Here is a 21,655-nt window from a genome sequence, read left to right on the forward strand (position 1 = left end):
TCTATTCCTTTTTTTAGGTAAAAAGAAAAAAGACCTCCTGCAAGAGGTCTTTTCCATTTTATAAGATAATAGCAATGAGTCCGCCGGAACCTTCATTAATAATACGTTCTAGCGTTTCCTTCAACTTATAGCGAGCATTTTCAGGCATTAGTGAAAGTTTAGCTTGAATTCCTTCGCGAACGATAGAGCTAAGGGATCGACCAAAAATATCAGAGTTCCAAATGGATAGCGGATCATCTTCAAAATCCTGCATTAAGTATCGAACGAGCTCTTCACTTTGCTTCTCCGTTCCAATAATCGGTTCAAATGTAGACTCAACATCCACTTTAATCATATGAATAGAAGGTGCAACTGCCTTTAACTTTACACCAAATCTTGAGCCATGGCGTATGATTTCAGGTTCATCTAAGCTCATATCTACTAATGCAGGTGCTGCAATTCCATACCCCGTCTGTTTTACCATCCTTAAAGCATCTGCTACTTGGTCGTATTCTACTTTCGCATGGGCGAAATCAAGCATAAGCTTTAATAGATGATCCTTACCGCGAATCTCAACTCCTACCACTTCTTTTAAAATTTGATCATATAAATCATCCGGCGCATATAAATCAATTTCTGCTACCCCTTGCCCCATATCAATGCCAGCTAAACTTGCACGATCAATAAATTCATATTGGCTAAATTGCCACACTACGCGGTCAACATCTCGTAGACGCTTAATATCCTTCACTGTCTCTTGCACTGCTTCTTGGTAGCTCTCGCGAAGCCAGTGACTTTCATTTAGCACCATTACCCAACTAGGAAGATTCACGTTCACTTCGAGAACAGGGAACTCATAAAGAGCTTCACGAAGCACACTATGGACATCATTCTCTCGCATTCCTTCGACACTCATTGCTAGAACCGGTATATCGTATTGTTCTACTAAGCTTTGGCGAAGCACCTCTGTGTCAGGATGATGCGGCTGTACGGTGTTAATAACCATAATAAATGGTTTTCCAACTTCTTTAAGTTCATTTACTACACGTGCTTCTGCGTCAACATAGTCACGACGTGGAATTTCCCCAATCGTTCCATCTGTAGTCACAACCACTCCTATGGTAGAGTGCTCTTGTATTACTTTTCTCGTACCAATTTCTGCAGCTTCGTGGAATGGAATTGGTTCTTCATACCACGGAGTAGTAATCATGCGAGGACCGTTTTCGTCTTCATACCCTTTTGCTCCAGGAACTGTATACCCTACGCAATCTACAAGCCGTATGTTCACATCAAGCCCTTCCTCTACATGGACGGAGACAGCTTGGTTCGGAACAAATTTCGGTTCTGTAGTCATAATTGTTCTTCCTGCTGCACTCTGCGGAAGTTCATCTTGCGCGCGTTGCCGATCCCCTTCATTTTCGATATTCGGAATAACAACAAGCTCCATAAACTTTTTAATAAACGTTGATTTTCCTGTTCGAACTGCACCGACTACTCCAAGATAGATATCACCGCCAGTACGTTCAGCAATATCCTTAAATACATCAATCTTTTCCAAGTATGTCCCCTCCCTAAGAGTTGTTGGGAATGTGATTTTGTTCATGTTAGGACATTACATACATATGATTTTGTCCTACTTCATTATGACAAGTTTAATAAAATAGTTTTTCTTCTCATTCGATAGAAAAACAAAAACCCTTCTTTTAGAACTTATTCGAAAACAGAAGGGTTCATACCTTATTGAATGAAAAATATTGATCCTCATTTTAGAACAAAATCACAAAACATACAGGGAAACGTTACATTCAACATCATTACTCTTACGATGGACCGCTTAACAAAACTACGACCATAAGTAAGCCTGCTACGATCAAAATAGAATAAGCAAAAAAAACTGTGATACCTTTCCACCATTTGTTTTCTAGCCTGTATCTGCTAAATAAAATAAGAAAGGCTGCAATGCTCATGCCGGCGATGGAAGATAGGGAAAACCACATTTTCAGAAGAGAAACGGACATACATACCCACCCCATTCCGAAATACTTATATGTACATTTAGAAAATTTTACCTTTTTCTCTCGTATAATTCAATCTTTTTTCACGCAACGAGATAAACCGAAACGAACTGGGGGCTCTTCGCTTCGGTTGACCAGGTTCCCTTATTTAGCTCTTAGGTTGCTTCGTTCGTAGTATCATATGCTCCTTGGTATGCTATTGTTTCTAACTACTTATCTCACGTTCTATTTTTTAAACATATTGCCTAATGCATTTAAATCCGTTGGTAGATTATTATTCATAATTGCTTTCACAATTTGATCTTCTTTTTCCTTCGTCACAGTACGGCCTGCTAATACTCCCACCTGTTGTACGAGCTGACGTAACACTTGTTCATCCTTTAGGTTAGAATTCTGTACGGAAGCAGCCAATTTAAAAATATCCTCTTTGTTTACCTTTGTGTTCTTTTCTACATTATCGAAAAAATTATTATTGGAACTCATTCATTCCACCCTCCCTCTTCATCTACACTTCATCGTATGCAGTTTCGAGGAATGGGTGAATATCACATTTCATAGCTCTTTTTAACAAGTATGACAAGTAAAGCGCAAGCGCCTTGGTCAGCCCCGACAAGCAAATGTTCGCAGGCCTGGGAAGTCGTTCTTTGACTTCATATGGCCCTAGGTTATTTGACCTCGAGGGGCTAGGCACTGGAGCTGGACAATTCTTTAGGTCAAAACTTTTATACTTTCTTATCATGAAAAAAAAGGAGAGGGAACCCTCTCCTTTTTTGTATGAATTCATACCATTAATCTAACGGAAATGACAGTTTCGGAATAGCTTCCATTTCGTGCTTACGAACACGTCCCATTAAAGAATGAACAGCTTCCTTTACATCCTTATTATGAAATAGTACTTCATATAATTCTGATGTTATCGGCATTTCTACATTCATCTTCTGAGCAAGTTGATGCGCAGCTTTAGTAGTTCGAACACCCTCTACAACCATTCCCATACTCTCTAATACTTCATCCAGCGAGTGACCTTTACCTAGCATATTACCCGCTCGCCAATTTCGACTATGAACACTTGTACAGGTAACGATCAAATCGCCCATCCCAGTTAGTCCTGCAAAGGTTAATGGGTTTGCCCCCATTTTACGACCTAGACGAGCAATTTCAGTTAACCCGCGTGTCATAAGAGCCGCTTTGGCATTGTCACCAAATCCCATCCCATCGGTCAAGCCTGCAGCAAGAGCAATAATATTTTTTAACGCCCCGCCCAGCTCCACTCCAATAATATCAGGATTCGTATATACACGAAAATAATGATTCATAAATAAATCTTGCACTGCTTCAGCAGCTTGTATATTTTTAGAAGCAGCGGTAATAGTCGTTGGATATCGAAGCGCCACTTCCTCGGCGTGACTTGGACCAGACAATACAATAATATCTCTTAGAAGATTGGCAGGGAGCTCCTCTTCTATCATTTCTGAAATGCGCTTTGATGTGTCTGGTTCAATTCCCTTACTAGCATGAATAATTGTAATAGAGTGCGAAAGAACATCTTTAACCTGTTGCAATACTTCTCGTATAGCCTTTGTCGGTACTACAAGAAGAATATGTTCTACACCATCAGTAGCTTCTTGTAAAGAGTGATACCCAACAATACTTGAAGGAATCACAACTTCAGGTAGATAACGTTTATTTGTGTGTGTCGTATTCAGTTCTTCGATTTGTTCCTTTCGATTTCCCCAAAGACGTACTTCATGACCATTATCCGCAAGCACAATTGATAATGCTGTTCCCCAGCTACCTGCTCCAATAACTGCTATTTTCGCCATAGCTCTTCACACCCTCCTCTTAGCTGCGCGTTCTTCCAATAATTTTTATAGGTGTTCCGATAAATCCAAATGCATCTCGAATACGATTTTCAAGGAATCGTTCATAAGAGAAATGCAGTAACTCTGTATCATTTACGAAAACAACAAACGTTGGCGGCTTGACTGCAACCTGTGAAACGTAAAATATCTTTAATCGTTTTCCGTTATGAGTTGGTGTAGGGTTGGTTGCAACAGCATCCATAATAACATCGTTTAACACGTTCGTTTGAACACGTATCATTTGATTTTCGCTCGCAACATTAATCATTGGCAATAGTGTATGAATACGTTTTTTCGTTTTTGCTGATAAAAATACAATTGGTGCATAATCTAAAAACAAGAAATGGGCACGTATTTTTTCTTCAAATTCCTTCATGGTTTTCTCATCTTTTTCAACTGCATCCCATTTGTTTACAACAATAATAACTGCTTTTCCTGATTCATGTGCGTAGCCTGCTATTTTTTTATCCTGTTCAATTATTCCCTCTTCCCCATCTAATACGACGAGAACAACATCAGCACGTTCAATAGCGCGAAGTGCACGAAGCACACTATACTTTTCTGTACTTTCATACACCTTACCTCTTTTACGCATACCAGCTGTGTCAATAATTACGTAATCTTTTCCATCCTTCTTATAAGGTGTGTCAATTGCATCACGAGTCGTTCCAGCAATATTGCTCACAATGACGCGTTCTTCCCCAAGTAATGCATTAACCATCGAGGACTTTCCAACATTTGGACGACCGATCAGACAAAATTTTATCGTATCTTCATCATACAAATCCCCATTATCATCTGGAAAATTCTTTGCTACCTCATCAAGTAAATCTCCAAGGCCAAGACCATGTGATCCAGATATTGGGAACGGTTCACCAAAACCTAATGCATAAAAATCATAAATATCCTCTCGCATTTCAGGATTATCAATTTTGTTTACAGCTAGTACGACTGGTTTCTTGGATTTGTATAAAATTTTCGCTACTTCCTCATCAGCAGCCGTAATCCCATCACGTCCATTTGTCATAAAGATAATGACATCTGCTTCATCAATGGCAATTTCCGCTTGCTGACGTATTTGGGTTAGAAATGGAGCATCACCAATATCGATCCCACCTGTATCAATAATATTAAATTCAGAGGTGAGCCATTCTCCCGAACTATATATTCGATCTCGTGTTACTCCAGGAATATCTTCAACAATAGAGACACGTTCTCCCACTATTCTATTAAAAATCGTAGATTTCCCGACATTTGGACGGCCTACGATCGCAACTACAGGCTTTGGCATATGTTTGTTCATCCTTTCATCTACTATGCTATGTAAAAAAACCCTTCTTTTCATCAAGAAGGGATTGACGATTGATCACGGTTTGTTTACATCAAAACAAGTTGATTATATCATAACTTATCAATGTTTCACAATAATATATACATCCTCTTGTAACCGATGGGCAATTCCATCTAATATTGCCTCTAAATTGGAAGCCACAAATTCCATTTCATCAACCGTAGAACAGGTAAAAAAAGGCGCACCCCCTGCAAACTTCCGGGGATCGGTAGTAATTACCGCTAAAATATAATTTTGAATATTCATTCCTTCTCCCCTTTCCCTGCTTTAGAAGACATTCGAATCGCATTTTCAAGGGTTGGTACATTTTTGATAACTGACAAAGCCTTATCTATATTGCGTTCTTGCGGAAGAACGAATACACCCACCCTTCCGTCATTAAGATCTAGCTTTGCAAGCGGCACAAGCGCCGGTGTTCCTGAATCTCGAACCACACCTAAGCCAACCGAAACATCATGTAAAATCGCTTGTCTTTGCCCTAAATTTGCAAGGGTAATCCTTGCATCTGCGGATTTAGGGATTAGTAGGAATCCCATTCCATACTGTAAAATATCTTTCTGTCTTGCTGGTAAACCAATATTCATTATATAAATTGTATCGATATATAAACCAGCCCCGTCAAAACGTATAGGCACATGCTCAATCGTTGCGAGATCGCTGAGCCGTTTACCAGCCATTAAACGCTTTGCTAGAAACAAGCTTACTACCGCGCACAATAAACCTACATAAATCGAATTAACAGCTAAATACGCAAGAGTGGTGATTAGAGCTGTAAAGATTGCCAAATAATTACGGCTTTCAAAGACTAACGCAATCCCTTCGATATACGTCTGTCCACGTGGTACAAGCTCATAATTGTCAAGGGATTGTAATGTATTTCGTTCCATATTGCGAACATCTCGAAACTGTGATGCTGCAAGTGTCAGAAATGTAATAGCTGAAAAATCTTTACTCATAATTGCAGGAATCGCCACTGCTCCAAGTAGGGCAGCAATAAAACCCATTGCAAGATGAACAATCTTCCCATGAAGCCTCGTTGGATATTGCCGTGAATCCGTGCGAAGCAGAATGATTCTCGTCATCATACCGGTTGCAACTCCAACTAATATTGGGTATGTATATGGATTCATAGGCTCCCATTTCCCTCCCTAACGTGTTTTTGCTTAAATGGATGTAGGAAGAATCTACTTTTCCCTACTACAGTGCTAAAGCTAATGAGAACAAATGTACACATCACGATATCGAGAGCTGCAAGCTCTCCAATTCCGGTGAAAAATTGTAATTTTCGAAATACAATTACAAGAATCGCTTCGCCTTGCATAACCCCTACACTAAGAACAATAAGCTTTTCTACATACCCTCGTACTGCAATAATAAGCAGCAGGGCAACGCAGCTACTACAAATCCAAATATACCCTTTCACAAACCAAATAGGGTCATATAAGTCCATGAGCTGCATCGTTGCAAAAACCATAGCAACCAACCCTGAGCAAAATATAAGATATACCTCTTTCCATAATGGGAACTTACAGATCACAAATAAAGAAATAATTAGTATATAGACGCTACTCCCCGATATCCGAACCGTACCAACAGGAATCTGGGTGGCAGAACTTGAAATAAACAAGAGAAAACCTGCTGCAACATAAAAACGTAAGGAAGTTTTCTTCATCAAAAAGGTTGCAAACCACCAACCTAGCCAAGCAAAAGCATAAAAATACATACCTTCCATCCCTTTACCTCCTATCATTTCCATTATGGGTACATTGTATGAGAAATAATCCATAGGACGAATAGAAATGAAAAGAACAGAAACACTTGTTACTAGGGGGTGAGAAAGTGGGTAAAGATCGACAAGAAAAAAAACTGAAGGAATCAAGAAGAGTAGAATCTGACCGTGATCAATCCAATCTTGGATCAACGAGACTAGATACACCAGAACAAGCAAGAAAAAATAATAAACCTTGATTTTCAAAGAATAGTACCGAGGGGATTATGTAACCTAAAGAACACGACATAGCTTAGCTATGTCGTGTTCTTATACTAAATACAGTTGTATCAATGCCCCGCTGTGTTAACCAATGAAAAGTGTGACCACTTATAACAAGAGGTGTCGATTGTAATTCTTTAATGGTTTTGCAACCTAGGGCTGTCATCATATATCGTAAATCGTCATGAATCATATCAATTTCTTGAATCAAACCATCCATTCCATGTTCCATATAAGCCTTCAGAAAATGACCTGCAAACGCAACTGCCGAAGCGCCAAGTGCAAGGGCCTTTATTGTTTCTAATGCTGTTTGCATTCCTCCAGATGCTATAAATGTCGCCTCGCCTTTCACACTTAAAGCTTCAATTAGAGAAACCGCTGTTGGAATACCCCATTCATTAAAATACGAAAGCATACGTTTTCTTCGTTCATTTTCAATGGTAGCAAAATTCGTTCCTCCAAAGCCGCCAACATCAATGATTGCTACCCCAATTTCCGTTAACTGTTTCACTGTTTCTTTGCTCATACCGAATCCAACTTCCTTTACAATAACCGGAACCTCGATTTCTTTGACAATACGTTCAATTCGGCGCAAAGCATTAGTAAAATCACGATCACCTTCTGGCATCGTGAGCTCTTGAATCGTATTAAGATGGATCTGAATTGCATCTCCTTCTAGCATAGCAAGTGCTCGTTTCGCTTGTTCAGTCGTAGCCTCACTTCCTAGATTTGCAAACACAATCCCAGTTGGGTTCATTTCTCTTACAATTTTAAAGGATCGTTCCTCAGAAGGATCCTTTAGCGCAGCCATTTGCGATCCGACTGCCATTGCAATATTTTTTTCATACGCAGCTTGAGCGAGCGCTCCATTTATACGCTCTGTTGCTTCTCCACCGCCACCAGTCATTGCATTTATAAAAATAGGCGAACTTAGAGAAAGTTCGCCTATTTTCGTTTGCAGCGAAACATCTGCAAGCGACATATTTGGTAAGCTTTGATGAACAAATGTTATATCATGAAAGCCTTGTGCTCCAGATTGGCCAGTTGAGAGAGCATATTGTACGTGATCAATTTTCCGCTTTGCTCTCGTCAAAGTTATCACCTATTATTTTTTTAGCTTTTTTAGTTGTTCTCCAATAATATCGCCAAGTTGGAACGATGCTGATTCTGGAGTTGATTGATATTTGCTAAAATCTTCTTCATAATCATTGTTATCTTCCATTGCATCTTTGATACTTAAGGAAATACGTTTTTCTTGCGCATTCACCTCAAGAACTTTTACTGTCACAGTTTGTCCTACTGCTAATACTTCACTTGGGTTTTTAATATGACGGCTAGAAATCTGTGATACATGTACAAGACCCTCTACGGATGGAAGTACTTCAACAAACGCACCGAAAGTTACAAGACGTTTCACAGTACCCTCTACTATATCTCCAGCCTTAATTTTTTCTACAACTGTATCCCAAGGTCCTGGTTGAGCAGCCTTGATAGAAAGAGAAATACGTCCTGTGTCAGTATCAACAGAAAGGATTTTCACCTTAATAGATTGCCCTTCAGAAAGAACGTCAGCAGGCTTTCCTACACGTTCATGCGAAATTTGTGAAATGTGGACTAATCCATCTACACCGCCAACATTTACAAACGCACCGAAATCAGTAAGACGTTGAACAGTACCTTCTACAATGTTACCAGCCTTTAAAGAAAGGATCGCTTCTTTTTTCTTTTCTTCCATTTCAGCTTCCACAACTGCTTTATGAGAAAGAATAACACGATTCTTTTCACGATCAAGTTCAACAATTTTAACCGCTAATGTTTTTTCTTTATAATCTGTAAAATCTTCTACATAATGTGTTTCCACTAAAGACGCTGGAATGAAACCTCGTACGCCAAGATCAACAACTAGGCCGCCATTCACAATATCTTTAACAGTTACCTCGAATGATTCGCCAGCCTCAAATTTTTTATATAAATCTTCCCATGCTTTCTCTGCATCTACTGCACGTTTGGAAAGGACAAGATCATCATCTTCAAACTTGATTACTTTTAATTCTAACGTTTCTCCTTCTTTCACAACATCACTAGCTTTTTCAATGTGAACATTTGCTAATTCACTAATAGGAATAACACCTTCCGATTTATAACCAACATCTACAAGTACTTGTTTTTCTTCTACTTTTGTAATTTGTCCTGTTACAACGCTACCTACTTCTAACACAGTAACCTCTTCATTCATCTTTTCAACCATGGAAATACCTCCCTACTAAAATGGCAAATCATCTTTATGTATATACGAAATGGAAATACTTTTTCCATTTGCATGCTGAATTACGACCTACAATAGTGCGGTTCGAGCATATTAATAAAACCTGTTTGATGACATAGCTACCGCCTTCTATGCTTCACCCCTGCATAACAGTTAGTTTTTATTACAACTACTTCTGCATAAATTGATAGAAATCGATTTCTGAATTAAACATGGCTTACCATTAAATATTTTGAAAATATCTTCCTCTTACTAACTTCTAATAAATCCGGGAATTTGTCAAGTAAATTGTCTCTTTACAAATTGCGCTATCTAACCATAAACTCATGTCATAAAAAGGCGCTACGGCAGGAAAAGATGCAAGAATTCCCCTCTATTTCACCAGTAGAAAAACCTCCAGAATATGGAGGCTTTTCTTCGTTTATTATTTTATTCTTCTATGTATAATATCCATGATTTTTCCTACTACTTCCATTATAGACAAAGAAGTAGTGTCAAGCGTAGCAGCATCATCCGCTTTTTTCAACGGAGCCACCTCACGCTCAGAATCAAGTTTATCTCGATTTGCTATTTCTTTTCTTAACTCTTCTAGATTAGACGGAAATCCCTTTTCCATATTTTCCATATGACGTCGTTTTGCACGTTCATCTACCGAGGCAAGAAGAAAAATTTTCACCTCTGCATTTGGCAATACGTGAGTACCTATATCTCGGCCGTCCATTACTACGCCTCCATTACTTCCAAGAAGCTGTTGACGATATACCATTTCTTTTCGAACAAGGCGATGCTTCGCTACGATGGACACATTATTTGTCACTTCGCGTGAACGAATCACTTCCGTTACATCATCCCCATTTAACAATACGTGTTGAATATCTTGTTTGTTTAAAAATTCAATTCTACAAGATTGCAGCAAATGTACCACACTTGTTTCATCATTTATATTTATACCCTTTACCTTAGCTGCATATGTTAACGTACGATACATCGCTCCCGTATCAATGTAAATATAAGATAGCTGCTTCGCTATGATTTTTGCAACCGTACTTTTTCCTGCAGCTGCTGGTCCATCAATCGCGATTGAAATTTTTTTCATCGTAATCACCCCATCGTAAAGTAGAAAAAGACATACTAAAAAGCAGGCATGTGCGCTGCTTTTGTATGTCTTCTCCATGCTAGCTCTAAATATGAAACTATTGTAGCACAACTATGCCAGGATGCAAAAGCCTTCGATCATCCTAGTTCAAAAATTTACGAATCATAATATTAACCACAAAATTCAAAGTGACAAGATTCATCATGGTGTATTTCTTTCCCATTCTCCAATCTTTTTCTATTGTCTCCAATCTCGTTTCCGTGATATCTTCATATTTGTATGGTTGATTGGAAAGGACGATGAATCTTGAAAAACATTCTAGTATTACACACAGGTGGAACGATTGCCATGGAAGAAGATCATGATACAGGCGTGGTCCTTCAAAAGGGGCAGAATCCTCTTTTGCAATATATTCCCCAATCAGACGAGGTACATTTACTTGTAGAAGATGTATTCTATCTTCCTTCCCCTCATATGACACCGAAGGAAATGCTTGTTTTGCAGCAACTCATCGATAAACGGGCAGAAGTTGATCAAATTGATGGTGTGGTCATTACCCACGGAACGGACACACTCGAAGAAACAGCATACTTTTTAAATATAACGGTACAAGCAAATATCCCAATCGTAGTAACAGGCGCTATGCGATCTAGCAATGAATTAGGTTCTGATGGTCTCTATAACTTTCTCTCTGCAGTAAAGGTTGCAAGCAGTGACGAAGCGAAAGGTAAAGGAGTTTTAGTCGTGCTAAACGACGAAATTCATTGTGCTACAAACGTAACCAAAACACATTCAAGTAATGTCGCAACCTTTCAAAGCCCGCAATATGGACCGATTGGCATCGTAACGAAACGAGGAGTTATGTTCCATCAGGCTCTTTTGCATAACGAGTGCTATAAAGTGGATGCCATTACCAAAAACGTTGTTTTACTTAAGGCATATGCGGGTATGGATGATACCCTTCTATCAGCAATTGAAAACTTGCAAGTGGATGGAATCGTCATCGAGGCACTTGGACAAGGAAATGTTCCACCTACAATAATCCCATCGTTAAAACGTCTGATTGATAAAGGCGTTCCAATTGTACTCGTATCACGATGCTTTAATGGGATTGTACAGGACGTGTATTCGTATGAAGGCGGCGGAAAACAGTTAAAAGATCTTGGAGCTATCTTTACAAATGGATTGAACGGTCAAAAAGCTAGATTAAAACTGCTAGTAGCTTTAGAAGTTACAACATCGATTCCAGATATCCGTAATATGTTTCATTATTAACGATTAAGAGGGTTTCCAAATTTATTAGCAAACCTTTACATTCACAAAAAATACCGTATACAAGGGAATATCCTATCCCATTGTATACGGTATTTTATATACGAAATTACTTACTATTATTTAGAAATATATGTAGCAATTTGCTCGCCATGAAATCTGCCATTTTCAATAAAAATTTCATTTGCATCGTTTCCTGCTGCAATTACTCCTGCAATAAATATACCCGGTACATTCGTTTCCATTGTCTCTTCATTATATTGAGGGCGACCTGTTTGCGGATCGATTTCCACACCCATTTTCTTTATAAAGCTATGATCGGGATGATACCCAGTCATTGCAAATACAAAATCATTCTTAATTGTAACTTCTTCATCGTTGGCAACATAAGTTACAGAATGTTCTTCAATTTTCTTGACATTTGCTTGAAACACCATCTGAATAACCCCATTACGAACCAATGATTCGAACTCTGGTAACACCCATGGCTTAATACTAGAAGAATATATATCTCCTCTATATAATACCGTAACATGAGCCCCCGCTTTCACTAGCTCTAGCGCTGCATCTATGCTGGAGTTTTTCCCACCAATGACAACAACATCTCGGTCAAAGTAAGGATGTGCCTCTTTAAAATAGTGAAATACCTTTTCTAACTCCTCACCGGGAACATTCATATAATTTGGATGATCATAATATCCAGTAGCAATAATAACGTAGCGAGTTTCATACTTGCAGGCCTGTCCATCACGTTTGATTGTATGAACATAAAAGGAGCCATTTTCTTGCTTTTCCACAGCGCGAACTTCTTCAAATGCATGAACGCGAAGCTGCTTACGTTTTACGACTTCTCGATAATAAGCTAGCGCTTGATTACGTACAGGCTTCCGATTTTCAGTAATAAAAGGAACGCCGCCAATTTCTAATCGATCACTCGAAGAAAAAAACGTTTGATGGGTTGGATATCGATAAATAGAATTTACAATATTCCCTTTCTCAATAACTAAAGCATCAATACCAATCGTTTGCATTGCCATTGCTGCTGCTAACCCACATGGACCTCCGCCAATAACAATTACTTGTTCTTTTTGCATTATTCTTTCACTCCCAACCATTCTACCAACCATAATTATGACATGAAACGAATCATCTGTCCAAAAAGAAAAAACCTACTAGCGTAGGTATAGCAACTGTTTTTGATATATTTTATATAAATGCCGTTGTTTTTACTTCATGAAAGCATCCATGATTTGCAATACTACTATCAATACAAATAAAATCGTAAATGAAATGCCGTAAAATCCATAGAACCAATAACGATCTCCCTTTGTTTCCAGTCCAAAAAATGCATCCAAACGTTGAATAAGCTTACGAGCTTTCACTTTCTTATTTGTCTTTTCATGAGTGTAATGCGATGGTAATGCGACAGATTGATTCCAAGCAGCTTTCATCCTCTTCTCCCCTTTTCCTTTATACGAGAGCTCTTCACTGAGAAAAGTATAGCATGAATTCCGAATGCGAACAAGTGTTCTTTTTGCTTTTTTACTGAAAATTATGTATCGAATACATACAAAATGGACCGCAAACAGAACTACCTGCATGCGGTCCATTTTTTTAAATATGTATGGGAAAAAGAATTATACCCATCCTCTAAATCTACTTGCTTCTGCCATCTTTCGAACCCCAATCATATAGGCTGCTAAACGCATATTTATCTTACGTACTTGCGCCGTTTCATAAATAGAATTAAATGATTTTACCATTACTTTCTCAAGACGCTGCTCTACTTCTTCCTCAGTCCAGTAAAAGCCTTGGTTATTTTGCACCCATTCAAAGTAAGAAACGGTTACGCCTCCTGAACTTGCCAGTACATCTGGAACTAGCAAAATACCTCGATCTGTAAGGATTTTTGTTGCTTTAAGTGTTGTAGGACCATTTGCCGCTTCTACTACAATTTTTGCTTTAATATTTGCAGCATTTTCTTCGGTGATTTGATTTTCAATTGCAGCTGGAACTAAAATATCACAATCCAATTCAAGCATCTCTTTATTCGTAATCGTATTTTGAAACAATTTTGTTACTGTTCCAAAGCTATCACGGCGATCCAGTAAATAATCGATATCTAATCCGTTTGGATCATAGAGTGCACCGTACGCATCAGAAATTGCGATTACTTTTGCACCAGCATCATGCATAAACTTAGCTAAATAGCTACCTGCATTCCCAAATCCTTGAATGACAACGCGCGCATCCTTCACAGAAATTCCACGCTTTTTAGCGGCCTCACGTATCATGAAAGTAACACCTTTAGCAGTTGCAGTTTCTCGGCCTTGAGAACCACCTAATACAAGAGGCTTACCTGTTATAAAACCTGGTGAATTAAACTCATCAATTCGGCTATATTCATCCATCATCCAAGCCATAATTTGTGAGTTTGTATAAACATCTGGAGCTGGAATATCCTTTGTTGGTCCAACAATTTGACTAATTGCTCGAACATATCCACGGCTTAATCGCTCCAATTCACGAAATGACATTTCACGAGGATCACAAATGATACCACCTTTACCTCCCCCATATGGAAGATCTACAATCCCGCACTTTAAACTCATCCAAATGGAAAGCGCCTTCACTTCATACTCTGTTACGTTCGGATGAAAGCGGATTCCACCTTTTGTAGGACCAACTGCATCATTATGTTGAGCACGATATCCAGTAAAAATTTTGACATTTCCATCATCCATACGAACGGGAATTTTTACCGTCATCATGCGAATTGGTTCTTTTAACAATTCATACACTTCTTGCGGATAGCCTAATTTTTCTAGCGCTTCTTTAATGACGATTTGCGTCGATTGTAAGAGCTTTAAATGCTGTTCTTGCTGTAGCTTTTGATTCTGATTCTCGGCTACCATGATAATCCCCCTGTACATTCAATTTCTTTCACATTGCCTAGTATACACCGCGATACTTTTGGAATTCAAACCAAACGAATCCTTTGATACATAAGGTCTAAATCTAAGATGTAAACGGTTGCAAAAACAATTATAACACACATTCTAACTTTCTAAATAAGCTTATATTATTTTTATACAAAAATAATTTCACTTTATTATATTCTATGAAAAAAACCTCAACCTTATGAGTTGAGGCCTTTTTTAGCAACAAAATAAGAATAAAGTTGTTCAATTGCTCGTTCCTTCATCAATTCTTTTCCATACTCTACAAGTCGATAAATGGTTATCGTTGCAGAATTGCCGTACTCTGCTAAAATTGCAATCATATTTTCATTATTAAGCGTCATATCTTCGTCTAACAGTACATAAAATCTGTCTTGAAACGAATATAGTTTTCCGCCTGTAACTCCTAATGAATATAGCCGATTAGCTAATGCTATAACATCGTCTAATGAAGAAAATTCATATAATATATCATCGCTTTCATCTAGCGTAACCTGCATTTCAATAAATTCATCACTAAAATCTTCTTCCAGATCATCCTCTTGATGCTCTTTCGTTACGATAACAATCATCCCTTGCGCCTGCAAAGAAAACACTTCGACCGCAATTGGTCCATCTGCTTCAAAGCCAAGCTCACGATTCGCTTCATGCATCATATCACGAAACAGTTGCTGTACTTTCGGAGCATTCTTCCATAAGTCTTCCTTTGTAAGCCCTCGTTCCATTAAATCATCAAAAGTTAGAAAAATTTTAATTTTGTTGTAATTTAATCGTTCCAGCCTCATCTCATACCCTCCTAACATCAACCGCTGCATTTAGATTAGTATATGAAACAGAAATAGGATGGTTCATCGTTCAGGCACGTATGATCCAACGATCCCATTCTTCTTTCGTCGCGCCTACTATATAGTTCTTCACCGCTTCTTTTTCTTGTTCTGGAAGCTTCAATATGGCACCGCCGCCAAGACCAATCGTTAGAAAATCGTACTTTTCACGTAGACGGTTTGCCAATTTAATTGTCGCTACTACATTTCTTTGTAGTGAACAGGAGAGAAAGACAAACTTTGGATGTAATTCTTCAATAACAATATCGATATCGTTTTCTTCAATGCTTGTCCCTAAATAAATAGATTGGTACCCTTTTCTCCGTAAATAAATAGTGAAGATTAAAAGTCCGAGTTCATGAGTTTCATTGGGGCCGCAAACGGTAATTACTTTTGGAAGAACAGTATTTACCGTTAGATTGTGATAGATCATTCCTATCCGTGAGCGAAGAAATGACATAGCAAAATGCTCATGAGCGCTCGTAATTTTATGATTCTCACAAAGCTCTCTAAGTTTGGTTACAACCTCTAATAGTATTTCCGTTGTCACCTTATCTACAGAAAAAATACTAAAGGCTTCATTTAAATACTCGTGAGCTTTAATTTCATCAAATTGTAGCAGAGAATGGAGAATAGAGTCAATTAAAATTTCTTTATGACTAGCCTCATTATCATATACTTTCGTATTAAGTTGACTGCTTTCTAATAAACTAACCGCTTGTCCAATCGTAAACCCTTCATTTACTTTCTCTAATAGCCACTTCAGTATTTTAACATGTTCTTCTGTATATAGCCGATGTCCTGCTTCATTTCGTTTTGGTGCAATAATTTGATATCTTCGTTCCCATGCACGTAACGTACCTGGATGGATACCAAGCATATTTGAAACTGCTTTAATGTTATATTTTCCTTCATAATAATCCATTCCTGTTTCCCACCTTACAAAACGTATCAATAGTCTATTGCCTTTACAGTTACGATACATACTTCTGGAGGACGCAGTCTAAGGAAAGAATACGATGGACTAAATCCATTGCTAATATACTGTTTTGTATGACCCAAATCATATATTCCAACTTTTCCCGATTGATTCTTAGCAACTCCACTTAAAATGAGCGAGATACGATCATCCTTACTTACTTTGTTCTCAATACTACAATCATGGCTGGCAAGAATGCGAAATCCATCCTCTCCGGAGTCGCTAAGGGCTAAATCAAGACGATCTCTCTTCAACACAACATCATCTACGCCTAGAAGTATAAGTTTCTCGCCACTGTAGGATTCAAAGGCAGCACATGTATTATCTAGAATCGTTACTTTGTGATCAAGTAAAAGTGCATCTAGCTCGTGTGCATCTCCTTCATAATCCTTCTCTCCCCAAACAAAATAAAGCGGACCAATTTCACGTAATACCTCAATATTATTCGCTACTCTCTCCAATGGAACACCCTTGTCTGTCAGATTTCCGCCAATGATAACAAAGTCTACACTTTCCTTTACTTGTTCCAATATACGATGGGAAATGACACATCTACGAATATCTGAAATATAAAAAATAGAAACTTCTCCAAAACTTCTTGGAAAGTTAGCAAATGTAATCTCTTGCTTACGAATTATTATCTTATTTGTCTTTTTATATTGATAAAGACCAAGTAGTATAACAGCCCCTATTAGAACTGTCGTTATTAACCAAATCATAGTATACCCCTTATATTAATGTTCTACATTACCTATACAGATAATATCATACTATCGAGTTAAAGAAGAAAGATAATGTATCGCTTCTAGAAGAAATCCTATTCCATACATTGGAACATGCATTGGACACGGCAGTTCTTATCATCTATCGGGATGGGATTTTTAGTACTTGACCTGCTTTCACATTATTATTTTGAATGGTATTGTATTTTAAAATAATAGCTACACCATCTTCATTTGGAAAGTATTGCTTTGCAATGCTCTCTAACGTCTCGCCTTCCTTAACCTTATGGAAGGTAAACGTCCCTGTTTGTCCTGACGTTTTTTGTTGTTCGGGTTGAGTTGTACTTTCAAAGAATATTTTTTCGTAAAGCTGGGAGTTTTCCTCTAGTTCCTTCTCCTTTTGAGTCATATATTGATTTGTAAAATAATAAACAGCAACAGGTAACACAATAAAAACTACAACTAGAAGACGGAGAAACAAATATTGATAACGACGTTTCTTTTTCTTCTTTTTATTCTTTTGATTATGTACCTCGCTTCTTGGAGGTAAAGATTGTAGTTCATTCTCTTGTTCCTTTGATGGTGCTTGCTCAGACATCTTCTTCTCCCTCCGTTACCTTCCTTAAATGAAGTCCCATGATGAAATCAACAAGAAAATGAGCAAATATAGGTACGAGTAAATTACCAGTATATACAAATAAGCAACCAAACGATACACTTATCAATAAAACGAAAAAAAATAAAAATGGCTTTTTTAAGTAACGTACATGTAAAACAGCAAAAATAATACTGGAAGCTACGATTCCGAATTTTGTTTGTAGAATTCCTCGAAATAATAGTTCCTCTGAAAATCCAATACATAACGTTAACATAAAAAGGTAAGGCACGCTAATCCCGCGAAATATTCGATCATTTATGCCTCCATCGTCCATCCATTCCTCTGGTAACAGTTTCGTAGCTACTAGGTCTACTAAAACGATACAACCAGCAATGCCCCCGCCCCCAATTAATATCACGATAGGGTCCCAAACAAATAAAGAATATAGCTTTGAAACGTCATGAAAGAGCATGTATGATAATAGGACACTAAGTGTGATAATGATTGCTTGTGTAATAAGTAAATGTAAGCGTAATTCACGAACGGTCATGTTTTGCTCCTGTTCTTTATTCATGTTCCCTCCACATATTCAAATAAAACAGCTGCCCTAAATGCATTCTCCAATCTTTCTGTTCTTTCTCTTCTTTGTTGTTACTCTTACAATAGTAATTTACATCTATTCCGCACAAATCACAGCAATGGTCTGGATGATGATCAAGCCTATATCCAAACAGCTGCAACAATCCAAGTCTTCTGCATTCATTCGTACTTAACCATCTTTGCATGGCACGTAGCTTATTCATTTTCTGCTGTAGTAAAGTAGCGGCAGCTTCCGATATAGAGCTGGCGGCAGCTAGCCCAAGCTTCTCTTTATCCAGCCATTCTCCCTCTATAATACCTAAGCTTTCAAGTTGAAAGTATACAAACCGCCAATGCTGCTCTGTAAATCCAATTATATTCCTTGCTACTTCTTCAGTACGTTCTAATGATATCATGCTCGTACGTTCTTGTACCAAGGTTGACACGAATCCTTCAATTAATTCAGTTTGAGGAAGCTCACTAGAAATCATGCTGATTGGTACTTCATGATCAGCTGCAGAAAGTAGTACAATTGCCACACTGTCTTGCTGATCACGACCCGCTCGTCCAATTTCTTGCAAATAAGATTCAATATTTGATGGATATTGAAAATGAATAACATATCGAACATTCGGCTTATTTATTCCCATGCCGAATGCACTTGTACATGAAATGATGCGAAGTTGATCATGAATAAATTGTTGCTGAATAAGCATACGATCTTCCTGATCCATCCCCCCATGATAGTGGGAAACTCCCATTACTCCTTCATCACGTAAATAGAGAGCAATTGCCTCCGACCAATAGCGACTTGAACAATAAATAATACCCGGTCCCTCTAGCCGTTTTACGTAGTCTAATAATACTCTCTTTTTTTCTTCTGTGGAATCAACTCTTTCTACACAAAAGGCAATATTCGGTCTGTCAATTGAAAATAGATGTAGCTTTACATCTTTAAGCTGTAAGGTATTTACAATATCATCTAGCATCTCCCGAGTTGCAGTTGCAGTTAAGGCAAGCACAGGAGGTGAATCTAGCTCTGTAATGACATTATGAAGCCTCTGGTAATCTGGGCGAAAATCATAGCCCCATTGTGAAATACAATGAGCCTCGTCAACAACGAATAATGAAATGTTTGTTCGTTTCATTGCCCGAACAAAGATCCGTGATTGTAACATTTCAGGAGATACAAATATAAATTTATACGTTTGTATATTTTGCATTGCTTTTTGTTTTTCCTCATACGTACGGAAGCTATTAAAGGCAATTACACGCTTTTCCCCAATTAACCGTAATTGATCGACCTGATCTTCCATAAGAGATAACAACGGAGAAACAATAACAACTGCTCCTTCGCGCACAAAGGCGGGTATTTGATACGTAATAGATTTACCACCACCTGTTGGCAGCATCGCAACAACATTATGACCATCTAACAAATCCATAATGATTTCCCTTTGTCCTGGTCGGAAGGATTCATATTTAAATTTTTCTTTCAGTACAGCCTCAATATTCATTCACTTCCTCCTAACGATGCAAGTACAAGACGAATAGAAAAATAGTCAATATCGTTACCGACATATTGCTTTAGTACACGTAGCTTTCTCGTTTTAACATCTAAAACGATTTGCCTAATTCGTTTCACATTGTCATTGGAAACAAATTGTTCAATAGGAAATGTCGGAACATGCATAGCAATTTCCACAAGATGATCTTCAATTGTATTTCGTCTTAGCCTTCGTATGATTGCGATTTCCTCTAATTTCTTTCCTTCCATCCACAGAAGATATGTTTTTTGTGTCGAAATACTTAAAACCGTTGCAAGGCCGTCTTGCTTTGGAATTAATTCACGTAACAAAGAATAATGATCGTCCTTTGATAAACTCCAAATCATTTTATGTAGCGTTCCAAGAAACATCATATGAGTATGAAAGGAATCCTGATGTAAAGAAATGGCTAGCTGCTCATTCGTATATCCAATATAATTAGCACCTGTAAAGCGAAAAACAAGATTGGAAGCCTCTTCATCAGGCAGTTCTTCAAACAATTGTACACATTCCGTATAGAGCATATCACGTACTTTCTCTCTTGAATAAGGTAACGATAACAAAAATGACTTAACCCAAGACGTTGTTTCTAAATCCTGTTGAATTGGTAGAAAAGTGGTGTGCGCTTGTAAATTAGAAACAGTTTGTATTAACAATGATAGTCTTTTCCATACAATCTCTGCTACATCTTTATATTGTAATCCATCCAGCCTAGAAGGAAAGGGAGTCTGAATGAGAGCTTCCTTAATCTCTCGTTCCCCCAAGGAAGATAAAACATAAGTATTCTTTTGTATTTTTACAATCCAGTTTAGGTTTAATAATTTGTTAACTTGCTCATCATATACGTGTCGGTTCAATTTCTTATCTATACCAAACAAAAACGATAATTGAAACACGGTACCATCTTGGAGAGTTTGCGAAGAACGCTTCCCTTTTAATAGATGAAAAATCGATGCGGACGTTCTTTCACCATGAATTTGCTTCAATCCGTACAAAATCGTATGTAAGAGGTTCATCACAAAATCACTCCTTTCCTAATCTCATGCCTCTATTGTAACAAAAGATAGCAATAATCGTCATGAATGATAAATGAAAACGTTTTATATAAAAGCTGTCGAATTTTGAAAAAACAAATATTTTCCTAGAGTTTTTAATTGAAAAGTTGAAGAAACCGTTTTACAATAGGGTTAGATTTTCTTTCATTAGGTTTTTTTAACTAATGATACATACATTTGGGAGGTTTTCACTAATGGCAAAGTATACAATCGTTGACAAGGAAACATGCATCGCATGTGGAGCATGCGGAGCTTCTGCACCTGACATTTATGATTATGATGATGAAGGTCTAGCATTTGTAACATTAGACGACAACAAAGGTATCGTTGAAATTCCTGACGTTCTTCTTGATGATATGATGGACGCTTTTGAAGGATGCCCTACAGATTCTATTAAAGTTGCTGAGGAACCATTTGACGGCGACGCTACAAAATTCGAATAATATCGTCAAAAAAGCGTTATTCCCATTGGGAATAACGCTTTTTTTGTTAGGCTTTGTTAAACTTGCCTGTTGATTTTCGCTCTAGGCGCTCCAATCAAAGTTGTGGCAATATCAACA

At 37.9% G+C, this 21,655-nt stretch carries 24 protein-coding genes; 3 read left to right on the plus strand and 21 right to left on the minus strand.

Annotated elements, in window-relative coordinates; all coding sequences use genetic code 11:
- Nucleotides 1–58: 58 nt before the first annotated feature.
- From spoIVA to ACM5BR_RS06070, 8 genes are all read right to left on the minus strand, one after another.
- Nucleotides 59–1,537, minus strand: coding sequence for a stage IV sporulation protein A (gene spoIVA / locus ACM5BR_RS06035; protein WP_416826743.1), 1,479 nt, complete (start codon nucleotides 1,535–1,537; stop codon nucleotides 59–61).
- A 262-nt stretch (nucleotides 1,538–1,799) separates the two neighbouring features.
- Nucleotides 1,800–1,997 (minus strand): DUF2768 domain-containing protein, encoded by a 198-nt coding sequence (locus tag ACM5BR_RS06040; RefSeq protein ID WP_416826744.1) that lies wholly within the window; start codon nucleotides 1,995–1,997, stop codon nucleotides 1,800–1,802.
- Nucleotides 1,998–2,219: 222 nt separating this feature from the next.
- Nucleotides 2,220–2,477: a stage VI sporulation protein F gene (locus ACM5BR_RS06045; RefSeq protein WP_416826745.1), complete on the minus strand. Its 258-nt coding sequence runs from the start codon at nucleotides 2,475–2,477 to the stop codon at nucleotides 2,220–2,222.
- Nucleotides 2,478–2,782: 305 nt separating this feature from the next.
- Nucleotides 2,783–3,817: an NAD(P)H-dependent glycerol-3-phosphate dehydrogenase gene (locus ACM5BR_RS06050; protein ID WP_416826746.1), complete on the minus strand. Its 1,035-nt coding sequence runs from the start codon at nucleotides 3,815–3,817 to the stop codon at nucleotides 2,783–2,785.
- A gap of 19 nt (nucleotides 3,818–3,836) precedes the next feature.
- Nucleotides 3,837–5,147, minus strand: coding sequence for a ribosome biogenesis GTPase Der (gene der, locus ACM5BR_RS06055; protein WP_416826747.1), 1,311 nt, complete (start codon nucleotides 5,145–5,147; stop codon nucleotides 3,837–3,839).
- Between the two features lie 120 nt (nucleotides 5,148–5,267).
- Complete coding sequence (locus tag ACM5BR_RS06060; protein WP_416826748.1) at nucleotides 5,268–5,453, minus strand: capping complex subunit for YIEGIA; 186 nt, start codon at nucleotides 5,451–5,453, stop codon at nucleotides 5,268–5,270.
- Nucleotides 5,450–6,337: a YIEGIA family protein gene (locus ACM5BR_RS06065; RefSeq protein ID WP_416826749.1), complete on the minus strand. Its 888-nt coding sequence runs from the start codon at nucleotides 6,335–6,337 to the stop codon at nucleotides 5,450–5,452. Before ACM5BR_RS06065 ends, ACM5BR_RS06060 begins: the two co-directional genes overlap by 4 nt.
- Nucleotides 6,334–6,939, minus strand: a complete 606-nt coding sequence (locus tag ACM5BR_RS06070; protein WP_416826750.1) for a YphA family membrane protein — start codon at nucleotides 6,937–6,939, stop codon at nucleotides 6,334–6,336. The genes ACM5BR_RS06065 and ACM5BR_RS06070 overlap by 4 nt, the downstream gene beginning before the upstream one ends.
- 107 nt (nucleotides 6,940–7,046) lie before the next feature.
- Between ACM5BR_RS06070 and ACM5BR_RS06075 the strand changes: the two genes are divergently transcribed.
- On the plus strand, nucleotides 7,047–7,175 hold the full coding sequence (locus ACM5BR_RS06075; RefSeq protein WP_416826751.1) for a YpzI family protein: 129 nt from the start codon (nucleotides 7,047–7,049) through the stop codon (nucleotides 7,173–7,175).
- A gap of 53 nt (nucleotides 7,176–7,228) precedes the next feature.
- On the opposite strand, the gene fni is transcribed toward ACM5BR_RS06075, so the two are convergent.
- From fni to cmk, 3 genes are all read right to left on the minus strand, one after another.
- Nucleotides 7,229–8,290 carry a type 2 isopentenyl-diphosphate Delta-isomerase gene (fni, locus tag ACM5BR_RS06080; protein WP_416826752.1) on the minus strand — a complete coding sequence of 354 codons (1,062 nt, stop codon included), beginning with the start codon at nucleotides 8,288–8,290 and terminating at the stop codon, nucleotides 7,229–7,231.
- Between the two features lie 12 nt (nucleotides 8,291–8,302).
- On the minus strand, nucleotides 8,303–9,445 hold the full coding sequence (rpsA, locus tag ACM5BR_RS06085; protein ID WP_416826753.1) for a 30S ribosomal protein S1: 1,143 nt from the start codon (nucleotides 9,443–9,445) through the stop codon (nucleotides 8,303–8,305).
- Nucleotides 9,446–9,887: 442 nt separating this feature from the next.
- The gene (cmk, locus tag ACM5BR_RS06090; RefSeq protein ID WP_416826754.1) at nucleotides 9,888–10,559 is read right to left on the minus strand and encodes a (d)CMP kinase; all 672 of its coding nucleotides are present in this window, start codon (nucleotides 10,557–10,559) and stop codon (nucleotides 9,888–9,890) included.
- A gap of 306 nt (nucleotides 10,560–10,865) precedes the next feature.
- Between cmk and ACM5BR_RS06095 the strand changes: the two genes are divergently transcribed.
- Nucleotides 10,866–11,834, plus strand: a complete 969-nt coding sequence (locus ACM5BR_RS06095) for an asparaginase (RefSeq protein ID WP_416826755.1) — start codon at nucleotides 10,866–10,868, stop codon at nucleotides 11,832–11,834.
- Nucleotides 11,835–11,950: 116 nt separating this feature from the next.
- Here ACM5BR_RS06095 and ACM5BR_RS06100 read toward each other — a convergent pair whose 3' ends face one another.
- The 10 genes from ACM5BR_RS06100 to ACM5BR_RS06145 form a co-directional block, all read right to left on the minus strand.
- Nucleotides 11,951–12,925, minus strand: a complete 975-nt coding sequence (locus tag ACM5BR_RS06100) for a YpdA family putative bacillithiol disulfide reductase (RefSeq protein WP_416826756.1) — start codon at nucleotides 12,923–12,925, stop codon at nucleotides 11,951–11,953.
- A 132-nt stretch (nucleotides 12,926–13,057) separates the two neighbouring features.
- A complete protein-coding gene (locus ACM5BR_RS06105; protein WP_416826757.1) occupies nucleotides 13,058–13,282 on the minus strand; it encodes a DUF3961 domain-containing protein in 225 nt (74 codons plus the stop codon).
- Between the two features lie 186 nt (nucleotides 13,283–13,468).
- Nucleotides 13,469–14,746, minus strand: a complete 1,278-nt coding sequence (locus tag ACM5BR_RS06110) for a Glu/Leu/Phe/Val family dehydrogenase (RefSeq protein ID WP_416826758.1) — start codon at nucleotides 14,744–14,746, stop codon at nucleotides 13,469–13,471.
- Between the two features lie 224 nt (nucleotides 14,747–14,970).
- Nucleotides 14,971–15,576: a genetic competence negative regulator gene (locus tag ACM5BR_RS06115; RefSeq protein WP_416826759.1), complete on the minus strand. Its 606-nt coding sequence runs from the start codon at nucleotides 15,574–15,576 to the stop codon at nucleotides 14,971–14,973.
- A 70-nt stretch (nucleotides 15,577–15,646) separates the two neighbouring features.
- On the minus strand, nucleotides 15,647–16,540 hold the full coding sequence (locus tag ACM5BR_RS06120) for a MerR family transcriptional regulator (RefSeq protein ID WP_416826760.1): 894 nt from the start codon (nucleotides 16,538–16,540) through the stop codon (nucleotides 15,647–15,649).
- A 26-nt stretch (nucleotides 16,541–16,566) separates the two neighbouring features.
- Entirely contained in the window at nucleotides 16,567–17,313 is a 747-nt protein-coding gene (locus ACM5BR_RS06125; protein WP_416826761.1) for a metallophosphoesterase, read from the minus strand.
- Nucleotides 17,314–17,458: 145 nt separating this feature from the next.
- Nucleotides 17,459–17,914 (minus strand): LysM peptidoglycan-binding domain-containing protein, encoded by a 456-nt coding sequence (locus tag ACM5BR_RS06130; protein WP_416826762.1) that lies wholly within the window; start codon nucleotides 17,912–17,914, stop codon nucleotides 17,459–17,461.
- A complete protein-coding gene (locus ACM5BR_RS06135) occupies nucleotides 17,907–18,488 on the minus strand; it encodes a CPBP family intramembrane glutamic endopeptidase (RefSeq protein WP_416826763.1) in 582 nt (193 codons plus the stop codon). The genes ACM5BR_RS06130 and ACM5BR_RS06135 overlap by 8 nt, the downstream gene beginning before the upstream one ends.
- The gene (locus tag ACM5BR_RS06140; RefSeq protein ID WP_416826764.1) at nucleotides 18,481–20,010 is read right to left on the minus strand and encodes a RecQ family ATP-dependent DNA helicase; all 1,530 of its coding nucleotides are present in this window, start codon (nucleotides 20,008–20,010) and stop codon (nucleotides 18,481–18,483) included. The genes ACM5BR_RS06135 and ACM5BR_RS06140 overlap by 8 nt, the downstream gene beginning before the upstream one ends.
- Complete coding sequence (locus tag ACM5BR_RS06145; RefSeq protein WP_416826765.1) at nucleotides 20,007–21,056, minus strand: YpbB family protein; 1,050 nt, start codon at nucleotides 21,054–21,056, stop codon at nucleotides 20,007–20,009. Before ACM5BR_RS06145 ends, ACM5BR_RS06140 begins: the two co-directional genes overlap by 4 nt.
- A 233-nt stretch (nucleotides 21,057–21,289) precedes the next feature.
- On the opposite strand from ACM5BR_RS06145, the gene ACM5BR_RS06150 reads away from it, so the two are divergent.
- Nucleotides 21,290–21,538, plus strand: coding sequence for a ferredoxin (locus tag ACM5BR_RS06150; RefSeq protein WP_416826766.1), 249 nt, complete (start codon nucleotides 21,290–21,292; stop codon nucleotides 21,536–21,538).
- Nucleotides 21,539–21,655 lie beyond the last annotated feature (117 nt).

This window comes from Ectobacillus polymachus, from assembly GCF_048159605.1.
Classification (GTDB): Bacteria; Bacillota; Bacilli; order Bacillales; family Bacillaceae_G; genus Ectobacillus; species Ectobacillus polymachus.

What these genes read in the sequence shown, in the direction of transcription:
- ACM5BR_RS06120 (WP_416826760.1), bottom strand. Translation starts at nt 16,540, where the DNA reads ATGGATTATTATGAAGGAAAATATAACATTAAAGCAGTTTCAAATATG.
- cmk (WP_416826754.1), bottom strand. Translation starts at nt 10,559, where the DNA reads ATGAAAAAAATTTCAATCGCGATTGATGGACCAGCAGCTGCAGGAAAA.
- ACM5BR_RS06100 (WP_416826756.1), bottom strand. Translation starts at nt 12,925, where the DNA reads ATGCAAAAAGAACAAGTAATTGTTATTGGCGGAGGTCCATGTGGGTTA.
- ACM5BR_RS06060 (WP_416826748.1), bottom strand. Translation starts at nt 5,453, where the DNA reads ATGAATATTCAAAATTATATTTTAGCGGTAATTACTACCGATCCCCGG.
- ACM5BR_RS06140 (WP_416826764.1), bottom strand. Translation starts at nt 20,010, where the DNA reads ATGAATATTGAGGCTGTACTGAAAGAAAAATTTAAATATGAATCCTTC.
- ACM5BR_RS06105 (WP_416826757.1), bottom strand. Translation starts at nt 13,282, where the DNA reads ATGAAAGCTGCTTGGAATCAATCTGTCGCATTACCATCGCATTACACT.
- ACM5BR_RS06145 (WP_416826765.1), bottom strand. Translation starts at nt 21,056, where the DNA reads ATGAACCTCTTACATACGATTTTGTACGGATTGAAGCAAATTCATGGT.
- rpsA (WP_416826753.1), bottom strand. Translation starts at nt 9,445, where the DNA reads ATGGTTGAAAAGATGAATGAAGAGGTTACTGTGTTAGAAGTAGGTAGC.
- ACM5BR_RS06125 (WP_416826761.1), bottom strand. Translation starts at nt 17,313, where the DNA reads ATGATTTGGTTAATAACGACAGTTCTAATAGGGGCTGTTATACTACTT.
- ACM5BR_RS06070 (WP_416826750.1), bottom strand. Translation starts at nt 6,939, where the DNA reads ATGGAAGGTATGTATTTTTATGCTTTTGCTTGGCTAGGTTGGTGGTTT.
- ACM5BR_RS06065 (WP_416826749.1), bottom strand. Translation starts at nt 6,337, where the DNA reads ATGAATCCATATACATACCCAATATTAGTTGGAGTTGCAACCGGTATG.
- ACM5BR_RS06135 (WP_416826763.1), bottom strand. Translation starts at nt 18,488, where the DNA reads ATGAATAAAGAACAGGAGCAAAACATGACCGTTCGTGAATTACGCTTA.
- ACM5BR_RS06130 (WP_416826762.1), bottom strand. Translation starts at nt 17,914, where the DNA reads ATGTCTGAGCAAGCACCATCAAAGGAACAAGAGAATGAACTACAATCT.
- ACM5BR_RS06115 (WP_416826759.1), bottom strand. Translation starts at nt 15,576, where the DNA reads ATGAGGCTGGAACGATTAAATTACAACAAAATTAAAATTTTTCTAACT.
- der (WP_416826747.1), bottom strand. Translation starts at nt 5,147, where the DNA reads ATGCCAAAGCCTGTAGTTGCGATCGTAGGCCGTCCAAATGTCGGGAAA.
- ACM5BR_RS06040 (WP_416826744.1), bottom strand. Translation starts at nt 1,997, where the DNA reads ATGTCCGTTTCTCTTCTGAAAATGTGGTTTTCCCTATCTTCCATCGCC.
- ACM5BR_RS06045 (WP_416826745.1), bottom strand. Translation starts at nt 2,477, where the DNA reads ATGAGTTCCAATAATAATTTTTTCGATAATGTAGAAAAGAACACAAAG.
- ACM5BR_RS06110 (WP_416826758.1), bottom strand. Translation starts at nt 14,746, where the DNA reads ATGGTAGCCGAGAATCAGAATCAAAAGCTACAGCAAGAACAGCATTTA.
- ACM5BR_RS06150 (WP_416826766.1), top strand. Translation starts at nt 21,290, where the DNA reads ATGGCAAAGTATACAATCGTTGACAAGGAAACATGCATCGCATGTGGA.
- ACM5BR_RS06050 (WP_416826746.1), bottom strand. Translation starts at nt 3,817, where the DNA reads ATGGCGAAAATAGCAGTTATTGGAGCAGGTAGCTGGGGAACAGCATTA.